The organism is Winogradskyella sp. KYW1333 (assembly GCF_003335675.1).
Classification (GTDB): domain Bacteria; phylum Bacteroidota; class Bacteroidia; order Flavobacteriales; family Flavobacteriaceae; genus Winogradskyella.
This window is the reverse complement of record NZ_QPHL01000010.1, coordinates 80,734-107,087: the sequence shown is the minus strand read 5'-3', so window position 1 is coordinate 107,087 and position 26,354 is coordinate 80,734. Positions and strand designations below refer to the sequence as shown.

21 protein-coding genes are annotated in these 26,354 nt (G+C 33.4%); 11 read left to right on the top strand and 10 right to left on the bottom strand.

What is annotated here, in order from left to right:
* The first annotated feature begins 73 nt into the window (after positions 1-73).
* Positions 74-373: an isoamylase early set domain-containing protein gene (locus DUZ96_RS01640; protein ID WP_114299833.1), complete on the top strand. Its 300-nt coding sequence runs from the start codon at positions 74-76 to the stop codon at positions 371-373.
* 73 nt (positions 374-446) lie between these two features.
* On the opposite strand, the gene DUZ96_RS01635 is transcribed toward DUZ96_RS01640, so the two are convergent.
* From DUZ96_RS01635 to DUZ96_RS01615, 5 genes are all read right to left on the bottom strand, one after another.
* Positions 447-1,271 (bottom strand): thymidylate synthase, encoded by an 825-nt coding sequence (locus DUZ96_RS01635; protein WP_114299831.1) that lies wholly within the window; start codon positions 1,269-1,271, stop codon positions 447-449.
* Positions 1,272-1,432: 161 nt separating this feature from the next.
* Positions 1,433-3,130 carry a nucleoside transporter C-terminal domain-containing protein gene (locus tag DUZ96_RS01630; RefSeq protein ID WP_114299829.1) on the bottom strand — a complete coding sequence of 566 codons (1,698 nt, stop codon included), beginning with the start codon at positions 3,128-3,130 and terminating at the stop codon, positions 1,433-1,435.
* Between the two features lie 16 nt (positions 3,131-3,146).
* Positions 3,147-3,761 (bottom strand): bifunctional nuclease family protein, encoded by a 615-nt coding sequence (locus DUZ96_RS01625; protein ID WP_114299827.1) that lies wholly within the window; start codon positions 3,759-3,761, stop codon positions 3,147-3,149.
* Positions 3,762-3,908: 147 nt separating this feature from the next.
* On the bottom strand, positions 3,909-4,871 hold the full coding sequence (locus tag DUZ96_RS01620; protein WP_114299825.1) for an electron transfer flavoprotein subunit alpha/FixB family protein: 963 nt from the start codon (positions 4,869-4,871) through the stop codon (positions 3,909-3,911).
* A gap of 11 nt (positions 4,872-4,882) precedes the next feature.
* Positions 4,883-5,629 carry an electron transfer flavoprotein subunit beta/FixA family protein gene (locus DUZ96_RS01615; protein WP_114299823.1) on the bottom strand — a complete coding sequence of 249 codons (747 nt, stop codon included), beginning with the start codon at positions 5,627-5,629 and terminating at the stop codon, positions 4,883-4,885.
* A gap of 242 nt (positions 5,630-5,871) precedes the next feature.
* Here DUZ96_RS01615 and DUZ96_RS01610 point away from each other — a divergent pair, with 242 nt between their 5' ends.
* The 4 genes from DUZ96_RS01610 (at position 5,872) to DUZ96_RS01595 (ending at position 12,612) form a co-directional block, all read left to right on the top strand.
* Positions 5,872-6,849, top strand: a complete 978-nt coding sequence (locus DUZ96_RS01610; protein WP_114299821.1) for a pyruvate dehydrogenase complex E1 component subunit beta — start codon at positions 5,872-5,874, stop codon at positions 6,847-6,849.
* A gap of 90 nt (positions 6,850-6,939) precedes the next feature.
* Positions 6,940-9,450, top strand: a complete 2,511-nt coding sequence (locus DUZ96_RS01605) for a DUF5686 and carboxypeptidase-like regulatory domain-containing protein (RefSeq protein WP_114299887.1) — start codon at positions 6,940-6,942, stop codon at positions 9,448-9,450.
* Positions 9,451-9,589: 139 nt separating this feature from the next.
* Positions 9,590-10,117: an inorganic diphosphatase gene (locus DUZ96_RS01600; RefSeq protein WP_114299819.1), complete on the top strand. Its 528-nt coding sequence runs from the start codon at positions 9,590-9,592 to the stop codon at positions 10,115-10,117.
* Between the two features lie 125 nt (positions 10,118-10,242).
* Positions 10,243-12,612: a sodium-translocating pyrophosphatase gene (locus DUZ96_RS01595; RefSeq protein WP_114299817.1), complete on the top strand. Its 2,370-nt coding sequence runs from the start codon at positions 10,243-10,245 to the stop codon at positions 12,610-12,612.
* Positions 12,613-12,679: 67 nt separating this feature from the next.
* Here the strand turns inward: DUZ96_RS01595 and DUZ96_RS01590 are convergent, their stop codons facing one another.
* Positions 12,680-15,205, bottom strand: a complete 2,526-nt coding sequence (locus DUZ96_RS01590; RefSeq protein WP_114299815.1) for a DPP IV N-terminal domain-containing protein — start codon at positions 15,203-15,205, stop codon at positions 12,680-12,682.
* 158 nt (positions 15,206-15,363) lie between these two features.
* Here DUZ96_RS01590 and DUZ96_RS01585 point away from each other — a divergent pair, with 158 nt between their 5' ends.
* Positions 15,364-16,368: an App1 family protein gene (locus DUZ96_RS01585; RefSeq protein WP_114299813.1), complete on the top strand. Its 1,005-nt coding sequence runs from the start codon at positions 15,364-15,366 to the stop codon at positions 16,366-16,368.
* Here the strand turns inward: DUZ96_RS01585 and DUZ96_RS01580 are convergent.
* From DUZ96_RS01580 to DUZ96_RS01565, 4 genes are all read right to left on the bottom strand, one after another.
* Positions 16,365-16,979, bottom strand: a complete 615-nt coding sequence (locus DUZ96_RS01580) for a deoxynucleoside kinase (protein WP_114299811.1) — start codon at positions 16,977-16,979, stop codon at positions 16,365-16,367. The genes DUZ96_RS01585 and DUZ96_RS01580 overlap by 4 nt on opposite strands.
* 3 nt (positions 16,980-16,982) lie before the next feature.
* Complete coding sequence (locus DUZ96_RS01575) at positions 16,983-17,681, bottom strand: hypothetical protein (protein WP_258774288.1); 699 nt, start codon at positions 17,679-17,681, stop codon at positions 16,983-16,985.
* 149 nt (positions 17,682-17,830) lie between these two features.
* Positions 17,831-18,514, bottom strand: a complete 684-nt coding sequence (locus tag DUZ96_RS01570) for a response regulator transcription factor (RefSeq protein ID WP_114299807.1) — start codon at positions 18,512-18,514, stop codon at positions 17,831-17,833.
* Complete coding sequence (locus tag DUZ96_RS01565) at positions 18,507-20,042, bottom strand: sensor histidine kinase KdpD (protein WP_114299806.1); 1,536 nt, start codon at positions 20,040-20,042, stop codon at positions 18,507-18,509. Before DUZ96_RS01565 ends, DUZ96_RS01570 begins: the two co-directional genes overlap by 8 nt.
* 123 nt (positions 20,043-20,165) lie before the next feature.
* Here DUZ96_RS01565 and DUZ96_RS01560 point away from each other — a divergent pair, with 123 nt between their 5' ends.
* The 5 genes from DUZ96_RS01560 (at position 20,166) to DUZ96_RS01540 (ending at position 26,321) form a co-directional block, all read left to right on the top strand.
* The gene (locus DUZ96_RS01560) at positions 20,166-20,546 is read left to right on the top strand and encodes a hypothetical protein (RefSeq protein ID WP_114299804.1); all 381 of its coding nucleotides are present in this window, start codon (positions 20,166-20,168) and stop codon (positions 20,544-20,546) included.
* A 16-nt stretch (positions 20,547-20,562) separates the two neighbouring features.
* Positions 20,563-21,417 (top strand): GLPGLI family protein, encoded by an 855-nt coding sequence (locus DUZ96_RS01555; protein ID WP_114299885.1) that lies wholly within the window; start codon positions 20,563-20,565, stop codon positions 21,415-21,417.
* A 140-nt stretch (positions 21,418-21,557) separates the two neighbouring features.
* Positions 21,558-22,397: a GLPGLI family protein gene (locus DUZ96_RS01550; protein ID WP_114299802.1), complete on the top strand. Its 840-nt coding sequence runs from the start codon at positions 21,558-21,560 to the stop codon at positions 22,395-22,397.
* 163 nt (positions 22,398-22,560) lie between these two features.
* On the top strand, positions 22,561-23,448 hold the full coding sequence (locus tag DUZ96_RS01545) for a GLPGLI family protein (RefSeq protein WP_114299800.1): 888 nt from the start codon (positions 22,561-22,563) through the stop codon (positions 23,446-23,448).
* A gap of 80 nt (positions 23,449-23,528) precedes the next feature.
* Positions 23,529-26,321, top strand: a complete 2,793-nt coding sequence (locus DUZ96_RS01540) for a TonB-dependent receptor (protein ID WP_114299798.1) — start codon at positions 23,529-23,531, stop codon at positions 26,319-26,321.
* Positions 26,322-26,354: the final 33 nt, after the last annotated feature.

The window sequence follows — 26,354 nt, the reverse complement described above, 5'->3', positions numbered from 1 at the left end:
GACTTAAGGGAATTAATGTTTATTTAGTGATTTATTCTTTTATACTTTTAACCCATAATTAAATCTATCTATTATGGCAATTAAAAAGCAGTATTTAAAAAGCAAGCCAGTATGTAAGGTTACATTTTCTGTGCCTGCGGAAGAAGCAAAAAAAGTAGCAGTAGTTGGAACATTCAATGAATGGAACGAGAAGAAAGCTGTTAAGCTTAAGAAATTAAAAAGCGGAACCTTTAAAGGAACTGTTGATTTAGAAAAAGACAATTCTTACGAATTTAGATATGTTGTTGATGGTGCTTACATCAATGATGAGCAAGCGGATGCTTATGCATGGAGTGATTATGCAGGAGCTGAGAACAGCGTTTTGAATTTGTAATTATTAATGTGCTATTAATCAATAAAAAGCGCCTCAATTTTGAGGCGCTTTTTATTATTGGTAGTTTTTTAATTTAAACTGCAACTTTACCTTTAATATGTGGATGTGGATTATAATCTACTAAAGTAAAGTCTTCAAATTTGAATTCGAAAATGTCTTTTACTTCTGGATTCAAAATCATTTTTGGCAATGGTCTAATATCTCGGGAAAGTTGTAATTCTAACTGCTCTAAATGATTATTGTAGATATGGGCATCTCCAAACGTATGGATAAATTCACCTGCTTCGAATCCACAAACTTGTGCCATCATCATGGTAAATAATGCATAGGATGCAATATTAAACGGTACACCCAAAAATATATCTGCACTTCTTTGATATAATTGACAAGAGAGTTTTCCGTCTGCAACATAAAACTGAAAGAAAGCATGGCATGGTGGTAAGGCGGCTTTGCCATTAGCTACATTCTCTGAAAATGATTTTGAGGTGTCCGGTAATACTGAAGGGTTCCATGCAGATACTAACATTCTTCTGCTATCTGGATTTCTTTTTAAACCTTCAATTACCGCTTTTATTTGGTCAATATCTTCACTTGCCCAATTGCGCCATTGATGGCCATAAACTGGTCCTAAGTCACCATTCTCATCAGCCCATTCATTCCAAATTCTAACACCATTTTTATTTAAGTAGTTAATATTTGTATCACCTCTTAAAAACCAAAGCAATTCATATATTATAGATTTAAGATGTAATTTTTTGGTTGTGACCATCGGGTAACCTTCACTTAAATCAAATCGCATTTGATAACCAAAAACACTCTTTGTACCAGTGCCTGTTCTATCACTTTTTTCATTACCGTTTTTTAATACATGTTTTACTAAGTCGTGATATTGTTTCATAAGCGTAGTGTGTTCTGTCTTGTTTTGGCTAGAATTTTTAAGAAAATTATTCGGGAACGAATTTAATTAAAAAGTCAATTAAATTTGGACTAATGAGTTTGTCAGATATTAAAAGTTATTAACGTGTACTATTAGATTTTGTAACGTTTAAATTGGTTTGCTTAACCAATGATCATACCTGCAATTGTAGCAGATAAAAGCGAGGCTAAAGTACCTCCAATTAGAGCTTTAATGCCAAACTCAGATAAAGTTTTACGTTGACCGGGTGCTAACGATCCTATACCTCCAATTTGTATACCTATAGAAGCGAAATTTGCAAAACCACATAACATATATGTAGCCATGATAATAGATTTCTGATATTTCAAATGAAGCAATTGTGCCGGATTTTTTAGTTCGGCCAGTTGAATATAACCCACAAATTCACTTGCTGCTAATTTGATTCCTAATAGTTGTCCCATAAGGGCAATATCTTCTTTAGCCACACCAATTAACCACATTAAAGGCGCAAATGTGTAACCAAGAATAAACTCGAGTGAAAACTCAGAATAGGTTGTATTACTTGCAATCCAACCATTTAGATTTGTCATATCACCAGCCCATCCTAGGATACCGTTTATCATTGCTATAAAAGCAAGGAAAACCAGAAGCATAGCACCAACATTAACTGCTAATTTTAAACCTTCGGTGGTACCGTTAGCAATAGCATCTAAAATATTTGAGCCTATTTTATCTTGAGTTATTTTTATTTCAGAATTGATTTTTTCCTGTTGAGGGTATAATATCTTAGAAATAACAATTGCTCCTGGGGCTGCCATTACCGAAGCTGTTAATAAATGTTTAGCATAGAATAATCGCAGTGCTTCATCTGAACCACCCAAAAAGCCAATATAAGCTGCCAAAACTCCACCTGCCACCGTTGCCATTCCACCAATCATCACTAAGAGAATTTCTGACTTTGTCATCTTTTCTAAGTAGGCCTTAATCATCAATGGTGATTCAGTTTGACCTAAAAAGATATTGCCGGCCACACTCAAGCTCTCAGCTCCAGAAATCTGTAATAATTTGGTGAGTAACCACGCCATTCCTTTTACTACTTTCTGGATTATTCCAAGATAGAATAAGACTGAAGTTAGGGCCGAGAAAAATATTATAGTAGGTAAAATTGATACTGCAAATGTCATTAAAGAATCTGCGATTTCATTGGTGCTGAATGATGCAAATAGAAATTTTGTTCCAGCCATAGTAAAATCGAGAACACTAATAAACAGTCCACCAACCCATTCAAATGCTGCCTGAACAAATGGTACTTTGAGGACTCCAACAGCCAAAACTAATTGGGCAAGTAATCCAAATCCAACTGTGCGCCAATTAATAGCTTTTCGATTTTTACTTAATAGAAACGCAATTATTAATAAAACCAACATACCTAATGCACCACGCATTATACTATTGAGTGTAAATCCTTGACTTGGTATAATATCATTTGTAATTACCTTATCCTGAATAAAAGGTTTGTAGCTATAAACGATGTTATTTTCTGTAAAAACTAATGTAGAATCCGTCAATTCCTTGATTCTATAATGTCTTATTGTATCCTTTGGCAAGGAATAATAGAGTACTAATACATTGCTTTGATGTAAATAATCACCAGACGCCCTTAATTTATTCTTTGTGTCCAGTGAATACATAAATTTTCCGGCATCAAACCTAAGTGTATCTGATTCAATGGTGTTGAATAAATTTTGTCCTGAAGTATCTTTAATAGATTCGAATTGCCAGGTTTTTTCAAGCTCTTGAGCTGTTATTGTAGAGAGTGCAATAAAAAAAGCTAATAGGGCTTTGAAAAAATTTGTCATCGAAGTTGTTAATTAGTTAACGCTTAGAAATTTCATCTCGTATCTTGGCAGCTTTCTCATAATCTTCATTATTCACAGCCTCATCAAGAAGTGTTTTTAACTCATCTAAAGATTTGTCTTTGTAACCTTCTTGTGCAATTACTGCAGTTTCAATTTCTTCAGCAACAAGATCGTCAACCAAAATACTATCTTCTTCCTCATCCTCTTTTTTAGGATTTACCTTAAGATAGATTCCTGCCTTGTCTAAGATGTTTTTATATGTAAAAATTGGAGCCTTAAACCTTAAAGCTAAAGCGATAGCATCACTAGTTCTGGCATCAATAATTTCTTCAATTTTATCACATTCGCAAATTAAGCTCGAATAGAAGACACCATCCACAAGTTTATGAATAATCACCTGCTTTACTACAATGTCAAATCGATCCGCAAAATTTTTAAATAAATCATGTGTTAATGGTCGAGGAGGTCTAATTTCCTTTTCTAGGGCAATTGCTATGGATTGAGCTTCAAAGGCTCCAATCACAATAGGAAGTTTTCTGTCGCCATCAACCTCATTGAGTATTAACGCATAAGCACCATTCTGAGTTTGGCTATAGGAAATTCCCTTGATATTTAAACGAACTAAGCTCATAAAATGTAAAACACAAAGAACTGTTTAAATTTGGACTTTACCAACTGTATTTAACAGTTTTGGTTTTTAACTGAACAAATACTAAATATAATGCGTCAGTAACATTCCAAATTTAAACAGTCCTATTGATAATACAAGTTAATAAATTTATGCGTTTTGTGCTTTAAAAGCTTTTAATTTTTCTGTTAATTTTGGTATAACTTCAAAAGCGTCACCAACAATACCATAATCTGCTGCCTTAAAGAAAGGTGCTTCAGGATCAGTATTAATTACGACTTTTACCTTAGAAGAATTTATTCCAGCTAAATGCTGTATAGCGCCAGAAATACCAATAGCGATATATAGGTTAGATGCAACAGGTTTGCCTGTTTGTCCAACGTGTTCGCTATGAGATCTCCAGCCTAAATCTGATACAGGTTTTGAACATGCAGTTGCAGCTCCAAGAACTTCAGCTAAATCCTCCACTAAAGCCCAGTTTTCAGGACCTTTTAATCCTCTACCTCCAGAAACAACAATTTCGGCATCTGCAATACTTACCTTATCTGTTGCCTTGTCAACAGATTCTACTGATACTCCTGAGTCTGGTATTGAAGGAGTAAATTCCTCAACTGAGGTGCTTCCTCCAGATTCTACTAATCCAAATGAATTATTTGAGAGTCCTACTAGCTTTACATCTGTGCTAATTTCTGTGTTGGCGAAGGCCTTGTTAGTAAAAGCTGTCCTTTTTACTGTAAAAGGTGATACACTTGATGGTGCTTCAACTACATTTGGAACATAACCTGCTTCTAATCCAACCGCCAATAAAGGAGCCAAATATTTACTGTCTGCACTAGAGCTAACAATTACAACATTTCCACCATCTTGCTTTGTAGCTTGCTCTATTACTGAAGCATATTGTTTGGCGTTAAATGTATCAAGGTTTGCATTATTGACAGACAAGACTTTTGATGCGCCATAGTTACCTAGACTTTCTACATTTTCTGCGTTTATTGTCACTGCGGTAACTGAAGTACCCATTTGATCTGCCACTGCCTTGGCATAAGAAACAACTTCAAATGCAGCCTTCTTAAATTTTCCTTTTTCTGATTCTGTATATACTATAACTGACATAACTTCTTTTTTTAAATCACCTTAGCTTCATTATGAAGTAAGCTTACTAATTCATCTACATTATCTGCATCAACCAATTTAACAGCTCCTTTTGGTGCTGGTTTTTCAAAACTTGTAGCATTGGTTTCAGCACTTGGGTCTAATGGTTCTATTACGTTTAAAGGTTTTTTCCTTGCCATCATAATACCTCTCATATTTGGTATTCTAAGGTCACTTTCCTCTACCAATCCTTTCTGACCTCCTATAACCAAAGGAAGAGATGTAGAAACAGTTTCTTTACCACCATCTATTTCTCTAACAACCTTAGCCCTAGTACCTTCAATTTCTAATCCTATACAATTGGCAACGAAATTTGCCTCTATTAATGATGCCAACATTCCTGGCACCATACCTCCATTATAATCTATAGATTCACGACCAGCAATAACGAGATCGTAGGCGCCGTCATTAACAACTTTGGCTAATTGTTTTGCCACGGCAAAACCATCAGTAGCTTCTGTGTTAACTCTAATTGCTGCATCTGCACCAATCGCTAAAGCTTTTCTTAATGTAGGTTCTGTTTCTGGTCCTCCAACATTTACAACGTCAACACTTGCTCCTTGTTTTTCTTTAAACCACATGGCACGTGTTAATCCAAATTCGTCATTAGGATTTATTACAAACTGAACACCATTGGTGTCAAATTTCGTGTCACCATCAGTGAAATTAATCTTTGATGTTGTATCAGGTACATGACTAATACACACTAAAATCTTCATATTTATATATTATTTAGTTTTTATTAATGCTTTTTTACATTACGATAACGTTATCGTAAATGCCAAAAATATTTCCATTTTTATAACAATTTAAGGCGATTGAAAGTCCTATTTATTGCGGTAGCGAAGATAAATATTTTATTTCGAATATTTACTATGCATGCATAATAAATTTTAAAGAAATTTGACATATATAGTTTTTCATTTATTCCTATTTTTGCTACTTGATTAAAAAATAGACAATGAAGACAATTCAATTTAGAGAAGCAATTTGCGAAGCAATGAGCGAAGAAATGCGTCGTGATGAAAGTGTTTATCTAATGGGCGAAGAAGTGGCAGAATATAACGGTGCATACAAAGCATCAAAAGGTATGCTTGATGAATTTGGCCCAAAGCGAGTTTTAGATACTCCAATTGCAGAATTAGGATTTGCTGGTATAGCGATTGGTTCTACAATGACAGGTAATAGACCAATTGTGGAGTACATGACCTTTAACTTCTCTTTAGTTGGAATAGATCAAATTATTAATAATGCTGCGAAGATTAGACAAATGTCTGGTGGACAGTTTAAATGCCCTATTGTATTTAGAGGACCTACTGCTTCAGCAGGACAATTAGCGGCAACCCACTCACAAGCTTTTGAAAATTGGTTTGCGAATACACCTGGTTTAAAAGTTATAGTGCCTTCTAATCCATATGACGCTAAAGGTTTATTAAAATCAGCCATCAGAGATGACGATCCAGTTATTTTTATGGAGAGTGAACAAATGTATGGTGATAAAGGCGAAGTGCCTGAAGGAGAATACACAATTCCAATAGGCGTTGCAGAAATTAAAAGAGAAGGAACTGATGTCACCATTGTTTCCTTCGGTAAAATAATTAAGGAGGCATATAAAGCAGCCGATCTGCTTGCGGAAGAAGGAATAAGCTGTGAGATTATAGATTTGAGAACTGTGAGACCAATGGATCGAAAAGCCATTGTTGATTCTGTCAAGAAAACGAATAGACTTGTAGTTTTAGAGGAAGCTTGGCCTTTTGGTAATGTTGCTACTGAGATTACATATTTAGTTCAGTCTGAAGCATTTGATTATTTAGATGCACCAATCGTAAAAATTAATACCGCTGATACTCCAGCACCTTACTCACCAGTATTACTAGCTGAATGGTTACCTAATAGTGACGATGTTGTTAAAGCAGTGAAAAAAGTGATGTATAAATAAATAATTCGCAGTTTTTTGCGTTAAACAGACTTCATTGATAACCGTAGAGACCTTAAAAGTTTGGTTATGGATGAAGTTTGTTTTTTTAATATGAAAATAAAACTACTTTTCTTTCTATTAGCCATTTCATCAATTTGTGTTTATACCCAGACAAAGGTTAGTGGTTATGTTTTTGATGAATATAACGAACCTGTTGCATATGCAAATATCCTATTTAAAGGCTCAACAGAGGGAACAACATCTAACGAAAATGGACGATTTTATCTTGAATCTGATGAAAAGTGGGACACGCTTATCGTATCTTTTATTGGCTATGAGCTTCTAGAAATACCACTTCCAAAAAGTGTCAATTTTGATTTAAAATTTATTTTGAAAGAAGAGGCATCCTCATTAGATGAGGTTGTAATAATAACCGGTAAGCAGTCTAAGAAAGCCTCAGAAAATCCTGCGGTTAAATTGCTAGAGAGAATTTGGGAAAGGAAACGTCAAAATGGACTTAATCAATTTAAGCAATATGAATACGATCAATATGAAAAGGTAGAGTTTGACCTTAATACAATCGATAGTTCCTTGATTAAAAGTAAGTTGTTTAGAGGGATGGAGTTTGTTTTTGAAGAAGTAGATACTTCTAGTGTAACAGGTAAAACCTATTTACCAATATTTTTGAATGAATCCGTAAAGAAAATTTCTGGAGATAATATCAGTAATAAAGAACGTCAAGATTTAGTAGGAAACAAAAACAGTGGCTTTAGCAATAATCAAGTCATAATAGACTTTATTGACGATTTATATTCAGAGTACAATGTATATGACAACTACATAAAGTTCTTTGATAAAAGCTTTGTGAGTCCATTAGGCAGGTCTGGTGTTCAGACCTACAATTATGTGCTGTCAGATAGTGCTTTTATAGATAACAAATGGTGCTATAATATTATTTACTATCCAAGGCGTAAAAATGAATTAACATTTAAGGGAGATTTTTGGGTTAACGACTCTACTTATGCTATAAAAGAAATTAATATGCAGGCTTCAAAGAGTGCCAATATAAATTGGGTAAAAGAAATTTATATTGAGCAAGAATTTGAGGTGTTAAACGACTCTGTGTTTTTAATAAAACGAGATTATTTTTTATCTGATTTTGCCTTTAATAAAAAAGAGAAATCTCGTGGCGTTTATGGTAAACGGACTACATTATATGACAACTATAAATTTAACGAACCAAAGGATCCTAAATATTATGATAAAGTAGTCTATAATTATGATGCAGATGTTTACAATAGGGGCGAAGAATTCTGGAATCAAAATAGGTTAGAAGCTCTCAATAAAGACGAAAAAGGTGTCTATACAATGTTAGATACTCTAAAGACAGTTAAAAAGTTTAAACGACTGTATAATTTAGGAAGTATACTGGCATCTGGTTATGTAGAGTTTCCAAGTATCAATTTTGATTATGGGCCAATATTTTCAACATTTGGATTTAATGATGTTGAAGGTTTACGATTAAGAACAGGTGGTAGAACTTATTTTGGGCCAAATGACCTTTGGAGACTTGAAGGTTTTGTCGCATACGGCTTTAGAGATAATAAGTTTAAACACGGCATTTCTGGTAAATGGCTATTAGATAAGAAGAGTAGGCTAACAGTTTTTGGTGGCCACCGAAGAGATATAGAACAGATAGGAGCAAGTTTAACCAGCTCTACTGACGTATTAGGTAGAAGTTTAGCTTCAAATGCTGTATTTACGGCGGGAGCTAATGATAAGCTTTCTAACATAAATCTTACAAATTTTGGTGTTGCAATAGAACCTCTAAGAAATTTGGAGGTGAGATGGGATGGTAGTTTTAGGAAGATAAGTAGTGCCTCCCCAACATTTAGTTTAGATTTTAATGATCCAACCTCTCCAACAGGAATTAGCTCAGAGGTTAGACAGTTTGAAAGCAGGTTTTCTCTAGGCTATTTCCCTAAACGCCAGATGACTGGATTTGGCGTAGAACGAAAAAATAAGAATGATAATTTCGCCCGATTGTTTGCTCAAGTCACTAGAGGAGACAAGAATTGGTTTAACAGTGATTTTGATTACACAAAACTTCAATTCTCCTATATTCAACCCTGGCAGATTGGTGGATTCGGAAGATTAGTAAGTTCAGTAGAACTAGGAAAAACATTCGGTGAAGTACCATTGGCCTTACTTAGTATCGTACCTGGTAATCAAACATATTTTTCAATATATAATACTTTCCCGCAGTTAGATTTTTATGAATTTGTAACAGACACCTATTCCTCATTGCACTTAGAACATAATTTCAATGGAAGATTATTTTCAAGAATCCCATTCTTAAAGAAATATAATCTTAGAGCCATTGTTGCATTAAGAGGTGTTTGGGGTGAGTTATCTGATGAAAACATAGCCTTAAGTACAACAGGCAACCCATTAGAATTTCCATTGATTGCGCCAGATTCTGAAGTTTATTATGAATATAGCTTTGGTGTAGCAAATATCTTTAAGGTACTAAGAATTGACTTCAACTTCAGAGGAAATTATCTTGATAATCCAGATGCAAGACGATTTGGTGTAACAGGTAGTTTTGGTTTTTATTTCTAGTAAAACGTGATTAGAATTAAGTAATTTATTTCAAATACTTATAACCATTTTCTAGGTAGAACCTGCACTATGTTGTATCTTCGCTGCCCGAAAATTTAATCAAACGTCCCAAAGAAGGGTTAACCTAATAAACCATTAAATGAAAGAAAAGAAGAAAATTACTTTTGACGTATTAATTGAAATACCAAAAGGAAGTAGAAACAAATACGAATACGATTTTGCATTAAATAAAATACGTTTTGATAGAACTTTATTCTCATCTATGATGTATCCAGGAGATTATGGATTTGTGCCAGAAACGTTAGCACTAGATCAAGATCCACTTGATGTATTGGTGCTTTCAACAGAACCGTCATATCCAATGGTTGTGATGGAAGTAAGACCTATAGGAGTTTTTCATATGACAGACGAAAAAGGTCCAGACGAAAAAATTATTTGTGTTCCAGTTTCTGATCCTGTTTGGAGTAAACGATCAGACATTAATGATTTAAACCCACATCGTTTAAAAGAAATAGAGCATTTCTTCCAGGTTTATAAGGATTTAGAGAAGAAAAAAGTAGATGTAGGTGGCTGGGGAGATGCAGAAGAAGCGATAAAAATATATCTTCAATGTGTTGAACGATACGAAGAGAGTGAACACAAAAAGAAAAGAACTTTTACGATATAATATATTTATTGTAAAAATTCACCATTCAAATGAGCTATCTTTAATTAAAGGTGGCTTTTTTTATCAGGTATATTTTTCTATTTTTGGCAGCATTAAAAATCAGTAACTAACTAACACATATTAATATGGATATTTTAATTAAAGCGCTTCCAGCTTTTGGTGTTTTAGCATTACTCTTTGTATTTATTAAAAGTGCATGGGTAAGCAAACAAGACCAAGGAACGGACAAAATGAAAAGAATTGCTCAGAATATTGCAGATGGTGCAATGTCCTTTTTAAAGGCTGAATACAAAATTTTAGCAATATTCGTTGCTGCAGTAGCAATACTACTTTTCTTTAAAGGTATTAATGAAGAAGGGTCAAATGGTGTTGTAGCTATTTCCTTTATTATAGGTGCAATTTGTTCTGCCCTAGCAGGTTTCATAGGAATGAAAGTTGCAACTAAAGCAAATGTAAGAACAACTAGTGCGGCGAGAACATCTTTAGGTAAAGCTTTAGAAGTAGCTTTTGCAGGTGGTGCTGTAATGGGACTTGGAGTTGTTGGCTTAGGTGTATTAGGACTAAGCGTTTTATTTATGATTTACAGCGAAATGGGCTGGGGAATAAATGAAGTCTTAAATGTTCTATCAGGATTTTCTTTGGGTGCTTCATCTATTGCCTTATTTGCGCGAGTTGGTGGAGGTATTTATACCAAAGCAGCAGACGTTGGAGCCGATTTAGTTGGTAAGGTAGAAGCTGGTATTCCTGAAGATCACCCATTAAATCCTGCTACAATTGCAGATAACGTTGGTGATAATGTAGGAGATGTTGCTGGTATGGGTGCTGATTTATTTGAATCTTATGTAGGCTCTATAATTGGTACTATGGTTCTTGGAGCATTTATTATAACACCTGACTTTAATGGTTTAGGTGCTGTATACTTGCCATTAGTTTTAGCAGCTGTAGGTATAGTAATGTCTATTATAGGAACATTCTTTGTAAAAGTTAAAGATGGTGGTAACCCACAAACAGCTCTAAATATTGGTGAGTTTGGTTCAGCTGGTTTAATGCTGGTTGCATCTTATTTTATTATAAACGCTTTAATTCCTGGAACTGTTGAAGGGTTACCAAGCGGTGCAACAGGAGTATTTATTGCTGTAATTGCAGGTTTAATTGCAGGTTTAGCCGTTGGTAAAGTAACAGAATATTATACAGGTACCGGGACTAAACCAGTTAACTCTATTGTAAAGCAATCGGAAACTGGTAGTGCTACAAATATTATTGCTGGATTAGGTGTGGGAATGATGTCTACGATGATTCCTATTCTTCTTATTGCTGCGGCAATATTAGTATCTCATTATTATGCAGGATTGTATGGTATTGCAATTGCAGCTGTTGGTATGCTTGCAAATACAGGAATCCAATTAGCAGTTGATGCTTATGGACCAATTTCAGATAATGCAGGTGGTATTGCAGAGATGGCAGAATTACCAAGTGAAGTACGTGAGCGTACTGATAAATTAGATGCTGTTGGTAACACAACTGCTGCAATTGGTAAAGGATTCGCTATAGCTTCTGCAGCGTTAACGGCATTAGCGTTATTCGCGGCATTTATGAAAACAGCTAACGTAACAGCAATTGACGTTTCTAAACCAACTGTTATGGCTGGTCTATTAGTAGGTGGTATGTTACCATTTGTATTTTCGGCATTGTCTATGAATGCGGTAGGAAGAGCTGCAATGGCTATGATTGAGGAAGTAAGACGTCAGTTTAGAGATATACCAAAATTAAAAGCTGCTTTAGAAGTAATGCGTGCTGTAGATTCTGATATGTCTAAAGCAACTGATGCCCAAAGAGCAATATTTGACGAAGCTGATGGTGTTGCAGAATATGATAAGTGTGTTGAGATTTCCACACAAGCGTCTATTAAAGAAATGGTATTACCTGGTCTATTAGCTATAGCCGTACCAGTTGCTGTTGGTTTTATTGGTGGAGCAGAAATGTTAGGTGGTCTATTAGCTGGTGTAACAACTTGTGGTGTTCTTATGGCGATATTCCAATCTAATGCAGGTGGAGCATGGGACAATGCTAAAAAGATGATCGAAGAACAAGGAAGAAAAGGAACTGACGCGCATAAAGCAGCTGTTGTTGGTGATACTGTAGGTGATCCATTTAAAGATACTTCAGGACCTTCATTAAATATCCTTTTAAAATTAATGTCAGTGGTGGCTTTAGTAATTGCACCGAGTATTGCAATATCTGCTACAGGAATGGCTTCTTATGAGACTGAGGAAATTAAAAAGGAGATTGTTATCTCAGATGATAATGAGGCCGAAGCTACAGTAGAATATACAATGGTAGTAAATGGCGAAGAAGTAAATGAAAGCAAGACTTTTAAGGGTACTGAGGCTGAGGTTGAAGCACAACTTAAAGCTTTTGAAGAAAACTTAAAGTCTTCTGAGAAAGATGTAGAAGTGGAAACTATTATAGAAAAAGTAGAAGTTTCTAAAAGCTAAAATAAAAGCTTATTAAATAGAAAAGCCCTCGCAATTGCGAGGGCTTTTCTATTTAATAGAGTTTAGGCTATTTGCCTTTGGGTTTATCTCTATTCATTTCAGTAATATCAATATCAGTAGCTTCATGATTGAGTAAATGCTTGCTGAAATGATCTGCTCTTAACCAAAATGAGTATTCTGTCATATTGCCAAAGCCATGACGTTGGCCTGGCATTAACATAAAATCAAATCGTTTGTTTGCTTTTATCAATGCATTAGCCATACGAATTGTACCACCTGGATGTACGTTATTATCTACATCACCGGTAATCAACATTAAATGTCCTTTCAAGTTTTTAGCAAGTGATTGATTGTCATCAATCATGTATTTATATTTTACATTGCCATTTTTATCAATTTCTTCTTGTACACCATGGTGCGTTTCACTCCACCAACTATTATAGATATTGTTGTCATGGTTTCCGGCAGAAGATACGGCAGCTTTAAAGAAATCTGGGTATACTAAAATTGCTGCAGTAGACATAAATCCACCTCCAGAATGACCGTATATTCCAACTTTTTCGATGTCAATAAAACCATATTTATCCGATAACTGTTCAGCTACATGTTTTTTATCTGCTAAACCATAATCCCTTAGGTTGCCATAACCATAATTGTGATACCATTTAGACCTATCTGGATGACCTCCTCGATTACCCATGGTTACAACAATAAACCCTACCTGAGCCATTCGATCTAACCTATCCATCCGTACAGAAAATGATTTGTTTACAGCTTCGGTCTGAGGACCTGGATAAACATATTCTAGTAGTGGGTATTTTTTTGTTTCATCAAAATCAAAAGGCTTATACATTACACCATAAATATCAGTAATTCCATCATCAGCTTTCATTATAAATGGTTCTGGAAATTGATATCCAGATGCAAACAATTGGGATAAATCTGCCTCCTCTAGTTGCATAACAACTTTGCCACTGCTATCCCTTAATTCTGACTTCGGAGTGGTATTAACTCTAGAATAATTACTAACAAAATATTTATTAGAATCAGCCATACTTGTGTTAGTATTAAAATCTCCACGATTAAGAGCTCTTAAAGCCGTACCGTTAAGGTTTATCTTATACATATGCTCATAGTAAGGATCTTGATTTTTTGGAATGCCATGAGCTGTAAAATACAGTGTTCTTGTTTTATCGTCCACACCAATTGAACGTTCTACATGATATGAACCACTTGTCACCTGATTTTTTAAGTTACCTTCTGTATCATATAGGTAATAATGAGCCCAACCAGAACGCTCAGCCCAGTGCAACATTTCTGTTTCATTATTAAATAGTACTAATGGTCTAGATTCAATGTATGTGTTAAAGCGTTCTTCTATTAATACTTTAACATCTCCAGTATTTATATCTGCCACACAGATATCCAATTTTTTTCGGTCTCGACTTATCGTATTGAAATATATTTTCCCCTTTTGAGATAATAAAAGAGATGGTTGAAAATCATCTCTGTAAGTCGATTTTTTTCTAGGTGCTCGGTAAATTTGAATACTTTGTTGTTTTACCGTATCTATTTTGACCTGAATACTGCTCTTTGATGGCATATCAAAAACATGAATTTCTGTTTTGTAAAATTCATCTTCTCCTGGCATATGATACTTGTAGGTTTCAAGTGTTGGTCTTTTACTAGATGTTGTGTTGATTACCCATAGATCTTTAATGTGTCTGGCATCTCGTCTTTGGAAAACAAACTTTTTAGAATCGTGTGACCATGTTCCTCCAACATATTTTCGATTGTCCTTATTTTTAAGTTTGGTCTCATTATTTTCTCCCCTTGTTCTGCCACCATAACTATAATTTTCTTCACCATCATTGGTCCATTGATTTTCAACTATGGTAGAGTCTTTCTCGTTTTTTACTGCTTTAAGAAAGTTTTCTTTATCCATCCAATAAAGATTGTAGTTCTTAGAAAATAGGACTATGGAGCTATCAGGTGCAATATTGGCCCATTTTTTCCATTCTTCTTTTTCCTTCTTTTTATTATCTAATACGATTAATGAATTACCACCAAGGCGATACTCAAAATGATAAACCTTGTTTACCATTTTTGGTTTACTTTTTTTCTTTTTGGTAGAAGTAGAATCCGTTTTTTGTTTGTCTTCTTCGTTTTTATCTTCCTTAATTTCTTCTACTTTCTCTGTAGAGGTAACATAAAATTGAATTGCTGTATCGTTTTTCACAAACTTAAAATCGAATCTAGGTAGGTGCTTTGCATCATAGGGATCTTTAGTGATTTCTGTAAGCCACTTGGCCATTTTTTCATTATCAAAAAGTTCTTTTTTAGTTCTGTTGTCTGCATCAACAATATAATATTTAGAGCCTTCTGTAGTTTTGTATTGATACCAAAATCGATTCCCTTTTTTTAACCAATTTGGTCTTACTGCAGTAGAGTGCACCATTTTCCCAAGGTTTGTAGGAGAATATTTAGAGGCTAATCTATAGTTAGGAACAGAAATATTATCCTCTTTTTCATATTGTGCACTAACAGTACCGTAAGTAAATAATACTAAAAGAACGACGAGTATTTTCTTCATGATTAGTTGGTTTTTTGAAGTTTATTAGGTAATACCACTAAATTACTTGTTAAAAATTGAAGTTATTATTACTTTAACATTTTCCTTAGTTTTTTAACTTACAAACTAGACATAACTTATAGTTTTAGTATCTTCAAACTTTCAAAAACTGTTTTCATTTGAGTTGGTTTAAAAAAGATCCATTACAGATAATACCTTTTGACACCTATGGTACAAATGAACACCTTTATTTGAAGGGTAGGGCATTAGAAGATGAGGATATAGATTTAGATAAAAAGGACTGGTTTAGTTTACTTTTAAACTCTTGGAAGCGTTTTGAAACTGATGAGATAAGAAATACACCATTGGCCATCAGCTTACCTAATCAAGAAATTATTAAATCGAGCACAGATGCAGAAGGGTATTTCCTATTGGATAAATCTTCTGATAACTTAAAACATCATATTGATGATGAAGGTTGGCTAGAATATTATGTCTCTTACAAAAGCAATAGTAAGAAAAGGCAGATTCAGTTAAGTAATAAGTTTAAAGGAAAAATGCTTATTCCAAGGCAAAATACAAGCTTTGGTGTAATTAGCGATATTGATGATACGATACTACATACTGGTGTAACTTCTAGATTAAAGTGGAGAGTTGTTGTAAATACATTTTTTAAAACACCTCATAAACGGAAAGCATTAGAGGGCTCAGCAGAGTTTTATCATTTGTTACATAATGGAAAGACAAACTTAGAGGCAAACCCCATATTTTATGTTAGTAATAGTCCTTGGAATTTATACCGTTACTTGGCGTTTTTTTTAAAAAACAATAATTTCCCTAAAGGACCAATTTTGCTAAGAGATTTTAGAACTCCATTTGATAGAACCCCAAAAATGGAATTGGCACACAAGTATCATGAAATTTTCAATATTCTAAAGACGTATCCCAACCTCAATTTTATTTTAATTGGTGACTGCGGCGAGAAAGATGCTTATATCTATTTAGATGTCGTAAAAGAATTTCCAAATAGAATTGCGGCAATATACTTAAGAGCTGTAGAGCATACTAAACGTATGAAACGTATCAGTAATCTTTTTGAAGATTATAACGAAGTCCCTGTGCTGATAGTAGAAAATGGAGAGCAGGCTTTGTTACATGCCAGAAAACATGGGTTTATTGCTTAGAATAAACCGTGAATTTGTGCATCAATTTTATTAATAATACCTCCCAGATCTTCAGGATTATCAACGAAATCTAGATCATCAACATCTATAATTAGAAGATTCCCCTTGTTGTAACCATGTATCCATGCTTCGTATCGCTCGTTTAATCTACTTAAATAGTCAATACTAATTGAATTTTCGTAGTCTCTACCACGTTTATGAATCTGAGCAACAAGATTTGGAATTGAACTTCTCAGATAAATTAATAAATCAGGTCCTTTTACAAAAGATTCCATTAAATCAAACAACGAAGAATAGTTCTCAAAATCGCGGTTGGTCATTAAACCCATAGCATGAAGGTTTGGTGCAAAAATATGAGCATCTTCATAGATGGTTCTATCTTGAATAATGTCTTTGCCACTACTATGAATCTGGTTTACCTGACGAAATCTGCTATTAAGGAAATATACCTGCAAATTAAAGCTCCAACGTTCCATCTGATTGTAAAAATCATCTAGGTATGGATTGTCTACAACATCTTCTAATTGCGCCTCCCATTTATAGTGTTTAGCAAGTAATTTGGTGAGCGTAGTCTTTCCAGCTCCTATATTTCCAGCAACAGCAACATGCATAATCTATTCTAGTTTAAGTTGATATTGACGCAGAATTCCGTCGTTGTAAATATACAAGGTTTCATTGGTTACCAAAAACTGATTTATTAACAAATTTGGATGTGTAATTGGTATGATTTCAGAATTGTTTTTGGGTAAAATAGAAAGCTGATTGTTATTTTTTAAAACAGTATGTGCTTGGCTAAATTCCATTTTCTCATAGTTATTATTAGGAAATTTTTTCACCAAACTGCCAAAGTAATTATAGACGTATAAAAATTGTTTAGTAAGTAGATAGCAGAAGTTATAGTCACTTTTTAAGTCTAGTACTTCGGATTGGATGGGTACTGTTTTAAGTCTTATTTTATTGGTTTTGTAATCGTACAATTCTAATTGCTGTAAATCCTGATTAAAAATCCAAATTGTGTTGTCATAACCAGTAGAAACATAACTAACATTCTTATAAGGAACTACCGTGTTGAAGTCAATTTTAAAAATTTCAGCAAGTCTATTATCTAGAATAATAACCGAATTAAAATCCCTGTAGAAGAGATTTATTTTTAATGGATTAAACGTATTTGCAGTACTTATTTCACTAAGTTGATAATTGGTATATGTAATTGTAGTGTCCTTGGTTTTTTTGTTAAATGTATTGTCATTGGTTGAATAATACATGGTGCCAAAAGTATCTACTCCGAATATATCCAAGACGTCAATTTTCATTGAATCTACTAAATTGGCTTTAACGGAATTTTGGCAAAAGCAGACTGTACCTACAAATAAGAATAAATAAAACATTTTTTTCATACCGTTCTGAAAAATACAAAAATTGAGCCACAGTATAACGCTATGAATTTTGATTTAGTTTTTATCTAGACGGTAAGTTTATAGCCAAATCCTCGCACATTTATAATTTGAATGCTATCATCCTTATTTAGTTTTTTTCTCAACTTAGAAATGAAAACGTCCATACTTCTAGCAGAAAAGAAATCATCTGTTCCCCAAAGTTTATTAAGAATGAGAGACCTGTCTAAAACTTTATTTTGATTTTTAATGAGATGAAATAATAAATGTGCTTCTCTATGTGTAAGTTGTAAAGGTGCTTCTTCTTTATAGTGTAGAAGTTGTTTTGGGAAATTAAATTGGTATTCTCCAATATTTAAAATATCTGCAGTTTTCTGAACTTGGGTTCTATTTAGTAAATTATGAATTCTCACTATGAGCTCTTCCATACTAAATGGTTTTTTGAGGTAGTCATTTCCTCCAATTGAAAACCCTTCTACAACATCTTCGGTTTGAGATTTTGCAGTAAGAAAAATAATGGGAATTCTTTTGTCAATTGCTCTAATTTCTTTAGCTAATGTAAAGCCGTCTTTTTTCGGCATCATTACTTCTAGAACAAGTATTTCAGGTTGTTCAGACTTGTATTTTTCAAAGGCTTTAACGCCATTTTCACATAGAATTACATCAAAGTCTCTTGTTTCAAGACTTTCTTTAATTATTTGGCCTAATGCAATTTCGTCTTCTGCTAAAATGAGTTTTATTTTTTTAGCCATTAGGTAATGTAATTTTAAACGAGGTTAAATTATTAGATAAATCTAAGTTAATTGAACCATTGTGTTTTTCAACAATAGTTTTGGTATAATAAAGTCCAATACCAAATCCTTTTACATCATGTGTATTGCCTTTAGGTATGCGATAAAATTTTTCGAAAATTCTACTCTTATTTGTCTTATCTATAGAATTGCCATTGTCTGCAATAGTAATGTCAAAATTCTCGCCTTTTGATAGTAGTGTAATTGATATAATGTCACCACCGTATTTTACAGCATTATCTAATATGTTATTAACGGCATTTTCAAAATGAAAGGCATCAACCTTAGCCATAAGATTTTCTACCATTAAGTTAAGATTAAAGGTTTTGTTGGGAAATTGGATACTGTATCTATTTAATAAAGAATTTAAAAGGTCATTGATATTGATAAGTTCTTTATTTAGGCTCAAATTGTCGCTATCAAGAGTGGCAGTTTCCAATAACTTTTCAACCATTAGGTTCAGTTTGTTTAGCTGATCAGAAGACATGTTAATGTATTTTTTTGTCTTTTCTTTATCATCTATACCGTTGAAATTACTGATGCCTTCAAGGGCAACGCCAATCGTGGCAATTGGTGTTTTAAACTCATGAGTTATATTACTTATCAAATCATTTTTTACTTCAGCCAATTGTTTTTGGTTTCTGATGATTTTCAACAGATAAAATAAGCAACTAATTACTGCTAAAACTAAAATGCTCGAGATCAAAATACCGTTTAAACTTCGTTTAAGGATTGTAAATGTTTCATTACTATAGTTTAATTCTAAGATACTTCCTTTTGGTAGAAAAGTAGATTTTGAAATAGCAGAAAGGCTATACTCACCAATTTTACTTTCAGCTTTTGAAATTGAATCTTTAACCTTGGTTAATTGGTGCAATATGTCAGATTTATGAAAAGTAAGTTTACTCTTAACCTCAATTTGTTTTCTTTTAAATTCTTCATTTAAAAGACTATCAACTTCTGAAACATTTAAGCTGTCATTTGTTATTGAAACCACAATTTTAGATGTGAGCATTTCTATGTCGTTCAATTCAAAATCCAGAGTTTTTGATTTTATGCTATCTATTCGTTTTTTGAAAATGTCTGGTGTAGTCGTAGGATGTAATTCGTCATGAATTGTGGTCATGGAGTCTAATTTTGACCCTCTTAAAATTGTGATGCCTTCAATATTATTGATTTTTAAAGAATCTAGCGTTTTAAACTCACCTTTAATACTATCAATTTGGTTAAATAATTGATCTAATTCTCCACCTTCAGTTAGAGCATCTTTTTGTTGGTCACCTTCCAAAAAAATACCAACAGTTGTACGTTCTGCTAAATTGGCATAATAATCCTCTACAGCTTTGTCTAAACTAACCTGAACATCATTGATAAGTTGCTGTTTATTGTTGAGGTAATTCTTATAATTCCAATAGATTTGAATTGCTATTGTTGCCACAATTACAGTGACAATAACATATAAAATCCATCTATATCGTTTTTCATTCATATATCAAAAGTATAAGTATTTCTATAGTTTAACGAATCGGTTAACACACGTTAACACTAGTTAACTCAAATACTTGGTTTGAGTTGAGATATTTGTACTGTATTAATCAAAAGATATAAAAACATGAAAAAATTAATTTTACCTTTATTATTGTTAATCGGTTCTTTAGGCTTTAGCCAAACCAAATCTGTTGAAGAAATTGAAATAATAAAAAAGATCGAAGAAACCAAAGTAGAAAGTGTAGATGTTGTGGTGACAGTAGATAATATTGAAGAACTAGAATCTACATTTACAATAGATGACGTTAAAGAGATGTTTGATCTAAGTGAGGGAAAAGAATCGGTTTCATTTAAGTTAGTGTGCAACGGAGAAGTTATGTCTAGTGGAAAAAAGTCTAAAATGACCTACAAAGTAGAAGGAACTTCTGATGATAAAGAGACATTTGTACAGCGTGTAGAGAAAATTAGAAATGCAGCAATTAAGTATTACAAGAATAAAGAATAATTATAACATCAATCAAATGACAACAATAATTAGAGTTTTAGTTATATCCCTAGCATTAGTATATGCTTCTGCTATTGATGCACAAGATTTTCAAGGCGTTGCAACATATAAAACGCAAAGAAAAGTAGACATTAAAATGGATAGTACCTCCATGAATTCTGAGATGCATGAAAGGATGATGGAAATGATGAAAAAACAATTTCAGAAAACATTTCTACTTACCTTCAATAAAGAAGCTTCATTGTACAAGCAAGAAGAAGAATTAGACAAACCAAATGTCGGTATGGGTGATGGTATTCAGATTGTATCCATTGGTGGAGGTGGGGGTTCTGATGTACTTTACAAGAACACTAAAGAACAAAGATATACTGACCAAGTAGATACCTATGGTAAAATCTTTTTGGTTAAAGATGACATTGAAAAGATTGATTGGAAATTAGAATCTGACACAAAGTATATCGGAGAATATCAATGTTTTAAGGCAACATATACAAAAATGGTTGAGAAGCCTAGGGTTTCTTTTGGTAGTGATGATGAGTTTGATGAAGAGAAGGAGCCTGAAATGGAAGAGCGAATAGTGACTGCATGGTATACACCGCAAATACCTGTAAATAATGGACCTAATAACTACCAAGGATTACCAGGATTAATTTTAGAAGTTCATGATGGAAAGCTAACCATTATATGTAGCAAAATTGTACTTAACCCAGAAGATAAAATTGAAATTACGGAACCTACAAAGGGCAAAGAAGTTAATCAAGAGGCTTATGAAAAGATTATGGATAAGAAAGCCAAAGAAATGATGGAGCGTTATAGACCACGAAATGATGGTAGAGAAGGTGAAAGTATAAGCATCTCAATTAGAGGGTAATTCAATAAATTAATAAAATCGTTGAAGTAGTAAATAAATCACCTTGTGGTTTTTAGTGTTAATATTATGATAAACAAGATGGTATTGTTTAATGTATTTATAGATTTGTTAGACAATTTTAACTAAAAGTTTATCCCATTATGAAATCAATTCTATTAAAAATCAGTGTTTTAGCACTTCTATTTACATTTTCAGTTAATCCAAAACCAGAGGTTAAACAAGAATTTCAAGGTAAGGCCTATTATTTTTCAAAATCTAAAATGGAATTAGGTAGATGGGGTGCACGATTAAGTGAAGCGCAGAAAAAGCAAGTTGCTGCAAGAATGAAGAATAGATTAGAGAAAAATTATGTACTGACATTCAATAAGGAGGAATCATTTTTTGAGGAGGAAGACAAATTGGATGCTATGACTGGTGCTACTGATTCATGGGGTAAAAATTTTACTCCAGGTGATCAATATAAGAATGTGAAAACGAACACACAGATTCAGACACAAGAGTTTTATGGTAAGAAATTCTTAGTAAAGGATAATTTGCAACCAATAGAATGGGTAATGGGTTCTGAAACAAAACAAATAGGAAACTACACATGTTTTAAAGCTACTGCTTCAATACCAACTAATGAGTTGACATGGTATAACTTTTCATGGGATAGATTGAGAAATCAAGAACCAACTACAGATTCAACAGGTGTGGTAACAGTACCAGAGGTAAAAATGACAGAAATTGAAGCGTGGTATACCGTTCAAATTCCTGTTCGTCATGGGCCATTAGAATATTGGGGATTACCTGGTTTGATTCTAGAGGTAAGTGCAGATAACACAACAATGCTATGTTCTAAAATTGTCTTGAACCCTGAAGAGATTGTTGAGATTATTGCTCCAGATAAGGGTAAAGAAATTACAAAGTCAGAGTATCAAAAAACGATTACTGCCAAAATGAAAGAATTTAGAGATAACCGTGGTAGAAGAAGAAGTTAATCTTTTAACAATAGTTTAACTTCAATGAAATAAACCAATGGGATTTTATAGAGTCAAAGTGATATAATTGTTAAAATAGAACATGTTAATTTTATGATAAACCAAATGTAATAGGTAGATCATTAAGTTACATTTGTTGGATAATCAATTCTTAATAGACAAGATGAATAAATCATTACTAAAACTCACTTTCACTTTTATAGTTTTACTCTATGCCTTAAATACATTTGCTCAAAACGATTTTCAAGGAAAGGCATATTATATGTCTAAAACTACAATGGACATGGATCAATGGGGCGGTAGGGAAATGTCTCCGGATCAGAAAAAGCGTATTGAAGAAAATATGAAAAGCTTTTTAGAAAAAGAGTACATTCTTACTTTCAATAAATCCGAGTCAATATATAAGGAAGATGAAAAATTAGAAGCTCCTGGATCTGGCAGAGGATGGGGAGGATTTGCAAGTAGTTTTACTGGTGGCCCTAAATATAAAAATGTAAAAAACCAAGAATTGTTACAAGATCAAGAATTTTTTGGCAAGCAGTTTTTAATAAAGGATGATTTAAAGCCACTTGAGTGGAAAATGGGCACTGAAACCAAACAGATTGGTCAATATACCTGTTTTAAAGCTACTGCAACCAAGGTATTAGATGAGTTCGATTGGAGAAGTATGAGACGAAGGACGCCTCCACCTCCAAAAAAGAAAGACTCTACAGACTCAGGTGACTCTGCTAAGGCAGATTCAGATGATCCAATGAATGAAATTGAAGTACCAAAGACCATTGAGGTAGTTGCTTGGTATACACCTCAAATTCCAATAAACCAAGGACCTGACGATTATTGGGGGCTTCCAGGATTGATTTTGGAAGTGAATGCAGATAGAACGACAATCCTTTGTACCAAGATAGTTATGAATCCTGAGGAGAAAGAAGATATTAATAAACCTAAAAAAGGAGATGAAGTTACTCAAGCCCAATACAATGACATTGTCACGAAAAAAATGACAGAAATGAGAGAAATGTATGGCGGTCGAGGACGAGGTAAGCGTAATTAATTTATACTTAACAGACAATACAAACTTATGAGCCATTCATTAGAATTAGGCTAACATCCAACCTAAACAAACCAAACCAAATGAAAAAAGTTTTAGTGCTACTTTTAGCCTTAGTAGCTAACAGTTCCTTTGCGCAATTAAAAATGCAAGGTGTCGTAAAAGATAGTATTGACACACCCTTAGAACTTGCCAATGTTATAGCTATAAATCAAGAAACTAATGCTTTGGAGTCTTATGCGGTAACAAATGATAAGGGTAAGTATATCCTTTCGTTAGGTAAGAATGGTAAATATAAAGTACAAGTGAGTTATATAGGATTAAAATCCCTAAACGAAGTAATAACTACACAAGAAGCAAATATTACCAGAGATTTCACTCTTGTGCCAGACAATGCGTTAGATGCAGTTGAGTTAACATATGAAATGCCTGTGACCATTAAAGGAGACACACTTATTTATAATGCTGATTCGTTTAAAAACGGATCAGAACGAAAGCTAGAAGATGTTTTGGAGAAATTACCAGGTGTAGAAATCAATGAAGATGGCCAAATTGAAGTTGAAGGTAACGCAGTACAGAAATTAACTGTTAATGGAAAAGATTTTTTTGATGGAGACACAAAATTAGCTACTAAAAATATTCCCTCAAATGCTGTCGATAAAATTCAAGTTTTACGAAATTATGCTGAGGTTGGACAACTCAGTGGTGTGCAGAATAATCAAAACAATGTTGCTATTAATATTAAGCTTAAGGAGGGAAAAGAAAATTTTTGGTTTGGAGATATAACTGCAGGTGCAGGTCAGGCACCTTCACCAAATAACGAATTATACTTATTTCAGCCCAAGCTTTTTTATTATAGTCCAAAATACAGTATAAATGTTATAGGTGATTTAAATAATATTGGAGAGGTAGCTCTATCTAATAGAGATGTGCGTGGTTTTGGTGGAGGCTTTAGGCTGCCAAGTAGAACAAGTGGTACAAATATCAATCTAGGCAATAATGGCTTAAGTGGATTAACTAATATTGCCAATGCACAAGAGGTAATAACAAAATTAGGAACAGTAAATTTTAGTTATTCACCGACAAAGGCATTAGATTTGAGTGGATTTGTTATTTATAATAGTAGTAGATTAAGAACACGAGAGGAGAATTTTATTGACTACATTGAAATTGAAGATGATCCGTTAACACCTGAAGATGAATCTACAGGTTTACCTCCAGATGAATCTACAGTACAACGAGGGAGAGAAGCAACCAACCAAATTGTTGCAAAACTAAGTGCTTCCTACAAGCCCAACTTCAACAATCAACTGGATTATGATGTGTTGGCAAAGATATCTGATGATAAGGAACTACAAAACTTATTCTCATCTGTAGTTGGTGATACAGATCAGCTCAATAAAGTTAATCCGTATAGTATTAATCAAAATTTGAATTACTATTACACGCTAAACGAGGATAATATATTTGCTTTGGAGGTGCAACACCTATTGAGTGACGAGGATCCATTTTATAATGCATTGTTAGTTAATGATCCAGATAATAATGACGAGCCTAATCCAGACGATAGAGATGCATTTGACAGAACGGCTGCAGGTTTAGGTTTAGATTTAGACCAGTCTAATTATGATATAAATCAAGATAGACGTGTTCAGAGTAATAAGCTTGATGCTAAACTAGATTACTATAATATTCTTAACTCAAAAAGTAATATCAATTTTACCTTAGGGACTATTTTTAGTAATCAAAAATTTGATTCTAATATTTTTCAGTTTTTAGATGAAGGCTCAAGGTTTGATCCAACACCAATTATTACCGATCCACTTGATAATGTGTTATCTGCTACAAATGATGATGTGGATTACACATTTAGCGATGTATATTTAGGTGTGCATTATAGGTTTAAGACTGGTAAATTTACATTTACACCTGGAGTATCATTCCACGCCTACAGCAATCAAAACACTCAAATGGGTAATAATTTTAAAGATAACTTCTTTGATGTTTTACCAGATTTTGAAGCACTTATTCAATTTAAAAAGAGTGAATCTTTAACGTTGAACTATAGAATGACTAATACATTTACTGACGTTACTAATATTGCACAAGGACTTGTGCTAAATAACTTTAATAGTATTCAATATGGTAATCCGGAATTACAAAACGCTTTAACCCATAATGTAAGTCTGTTTTATAGAAGTTTTAATTTATTTAATTATACTAATGTTTTTGCTAGTATAAATTATAATAAAAATATTGATCAAATCCGAAGTTTTACTGATTTTGAAAGTGTAATTGGTACAAATACGTTTTTTAATTCTCAGTTTGCAGATGAAACTGCTTCTGTATTTGGAAGAGTAGAACGTACTTTTGGAAAATTAAGAGCACGTTTAAATGCTAACTTTTCTTATAGTAAGTTAAATCAGTTTATCCAAGGCCGTCAATCATTGAACGAGAATTTTACTCAGAGCTATTCTCCTGAAATACGGACTAATTTTAGAGAGGCACCAAATGTAAGGTTACGCTATCGATATACAGTTAGAGATAATGTACAAGGATCTAATACAACCAAATTTATTACTCGTGCGCCATCAATACGTTTTGATGCATATATATGGGATTCTTTAACCTTTATTACGGATTTTGCTTACACTGAACAAGAAACACAAGGACAAACCGAAGCCTTTAAAACATGGAATGCTTCCTTACGTTATAGAAAAGATAGAGATGCTAAATGGGAGTATTCACTAAGAGCCTCTAATATTTTAGATATAGACTCTAATATTAGTAATGGAGCATCTAATATCTCAGTATTTAGCTCAGAAACATTTATTCAACCACGATTTATAACTTTAAGGTTGACTTATACATTATAAAATTAAGAAGCCTTCTCAAACGAGAAGGCTTAT

What these genes read in the sequence shown, in the direction of transcription:
- DUZ96_RS01640 (WP_114299833.1), top strand. Translation starts at nt 74, where the DNA reads ATGGCAATTAAAAAGCAGTATTTAAAAAGCAAGCCAGTATGTAAGGTT.
- DUZ96_RS01635 (WP_114299831.1), bottom strand. Translation starts at nt 1,271, where the DNA reads ATGAAACAATATCACGACTTAGTAAAACATGTATTAAAAAACGGTAAT.
- DUZ96_RS01630 (WP_114299829.1), bottom strand. Translation starts at nt 3,130, where the DNA reads ATGACAAATTTTTTCAAAGCCCTATTAGCTTTTTTTATTGCACTCTCT.
- DUZ96_RS01625 (WP_114299827.1), bottom strand. Translation starts at nt 3,761, where the DNA reads ATGAGCTTAGTTCGTTTAAATATCAAGGGAATTTCCTATAGCCAAACT.
- DUZ96_RS01620 (WP_114299825.1), bottom strand. Translation starts at nt 4,871, where the DNA reads ATGTCAGTTATAGTATATACAGAATCAGAAAAAGGAAAATTTAAGAAG.
- DUZ96_RS01615 (WP_114299823.1), bottom strand. Translation starts at nt 5,629, where the DNA reads ATGAAGATTTTAGTGTGTATTAGTCATGTACCTGATACAACATCAAAG.
- DUZ96_RS01610 (WP_114299821.1), top strand. Translation starts at nt 5,872, where the DNA reads ATGAAGACAATTCAATTTAGAGAAGCAATTTGCGAAGCAATGAGCGAA.
- DUZ96_RS01605 (WP_114299887.1), top strand. Translation starts at nt 6,940, where the DNA reads ATGAAAATAAAACTACTTTTCTTTCTATTAGCCATTTCATCAATTTGT.
- DUZ96_RS01600 (WP_114299819.1), top strand. Translation starts at nt 9,590, where the DNA reads ATGAAAGAAAAGAAGAAAATTACTTTTGACGTATTAATTGAAATACCA.
- DUZ96_RS01595 (WP_114299817.1), top strand. Translation starts at nt 10,243, where the DNA reads ATGGATATTTTAATTAAAGCGCTTCCAGCTTTTGGTGTTTTAGCATTA.
- DUZ96_RS01590 (WP_114299815.1), bottom strand. Translation starts at nt 15,205, where the DNA reads ATGAAGAAAATACTCGTCGTTCTTTTAGTATTATTTACTTACGGTACT.
- DUZ96_RS01580 (WP_114299811.1), bottom strand. Translation starts at nt 16,979, where the DNA reads ATGCATGTTGCTGTTGCTGGAAATATAGGAGCTGGAAAGACTACGCTC.
- DUZ96_RS01575 (WP_258774288.1), bottom strand. Translation starts at nt 17,681, where the DNA reads ATGAAAATTGACGTCTTGGATATATTCGGAGTAGATACTTTTGGCACC.
- DUZ96_RS01570 (WP_114299807.1), bottom strand. Translation starts at nt 18,514, where the DNA reads ATGGCTAAAAAAATAAAACTCATTTTAGCAGAAGACGAAATTGCATTA.
- DUZ96_RS01565 (WP_114299806.1), bottom strand. Translation starts at nt 20,042, where the DNA reads ATGAATGAAAAACGATATAGATGGATTTTATATGTTATTGTCACTGTA.
- DUZ96_RS01560 (WP_114299804.1), top strand. Translation starts at nt 20,166, where the DNA reads ATGAAAAAATTAATTTTACCTTTATTATTGTTAATCGGTTCTTTAGGC.
- DUZ96_RS01555 (WP_114299885.1), top strand. Translation starts at nt 20,563, where the DNA reads ATGACAACAATAATTAGAGTTTTAGTTATATCCCTAGCATTAGTATAT.
- DUZ96_RS01550 (WP_114299802.1), top strand. Translation starts at nt 21,558, where the DNA reads ATGAAATCAATTCTATTAAAAATCAGTGTTTTAGCACTTCTATTTACA.
- DUZ96_RS01545 (WP_114299800.1), top strand. Translation starts at nt 22,561, where the DNA reads ATGAATAAATCATTACTAAAACTCACTTTCACTTTTATAGTTTTACTC.
- DUZ96_RS01540 (WP_114299798.1), top strand. Translation starts at nt 23,529, where the DNA reads ATGAAAAAAGTTTTAGTGCTACTTTTAGCCTTAGTAGCTAACAGTTCC.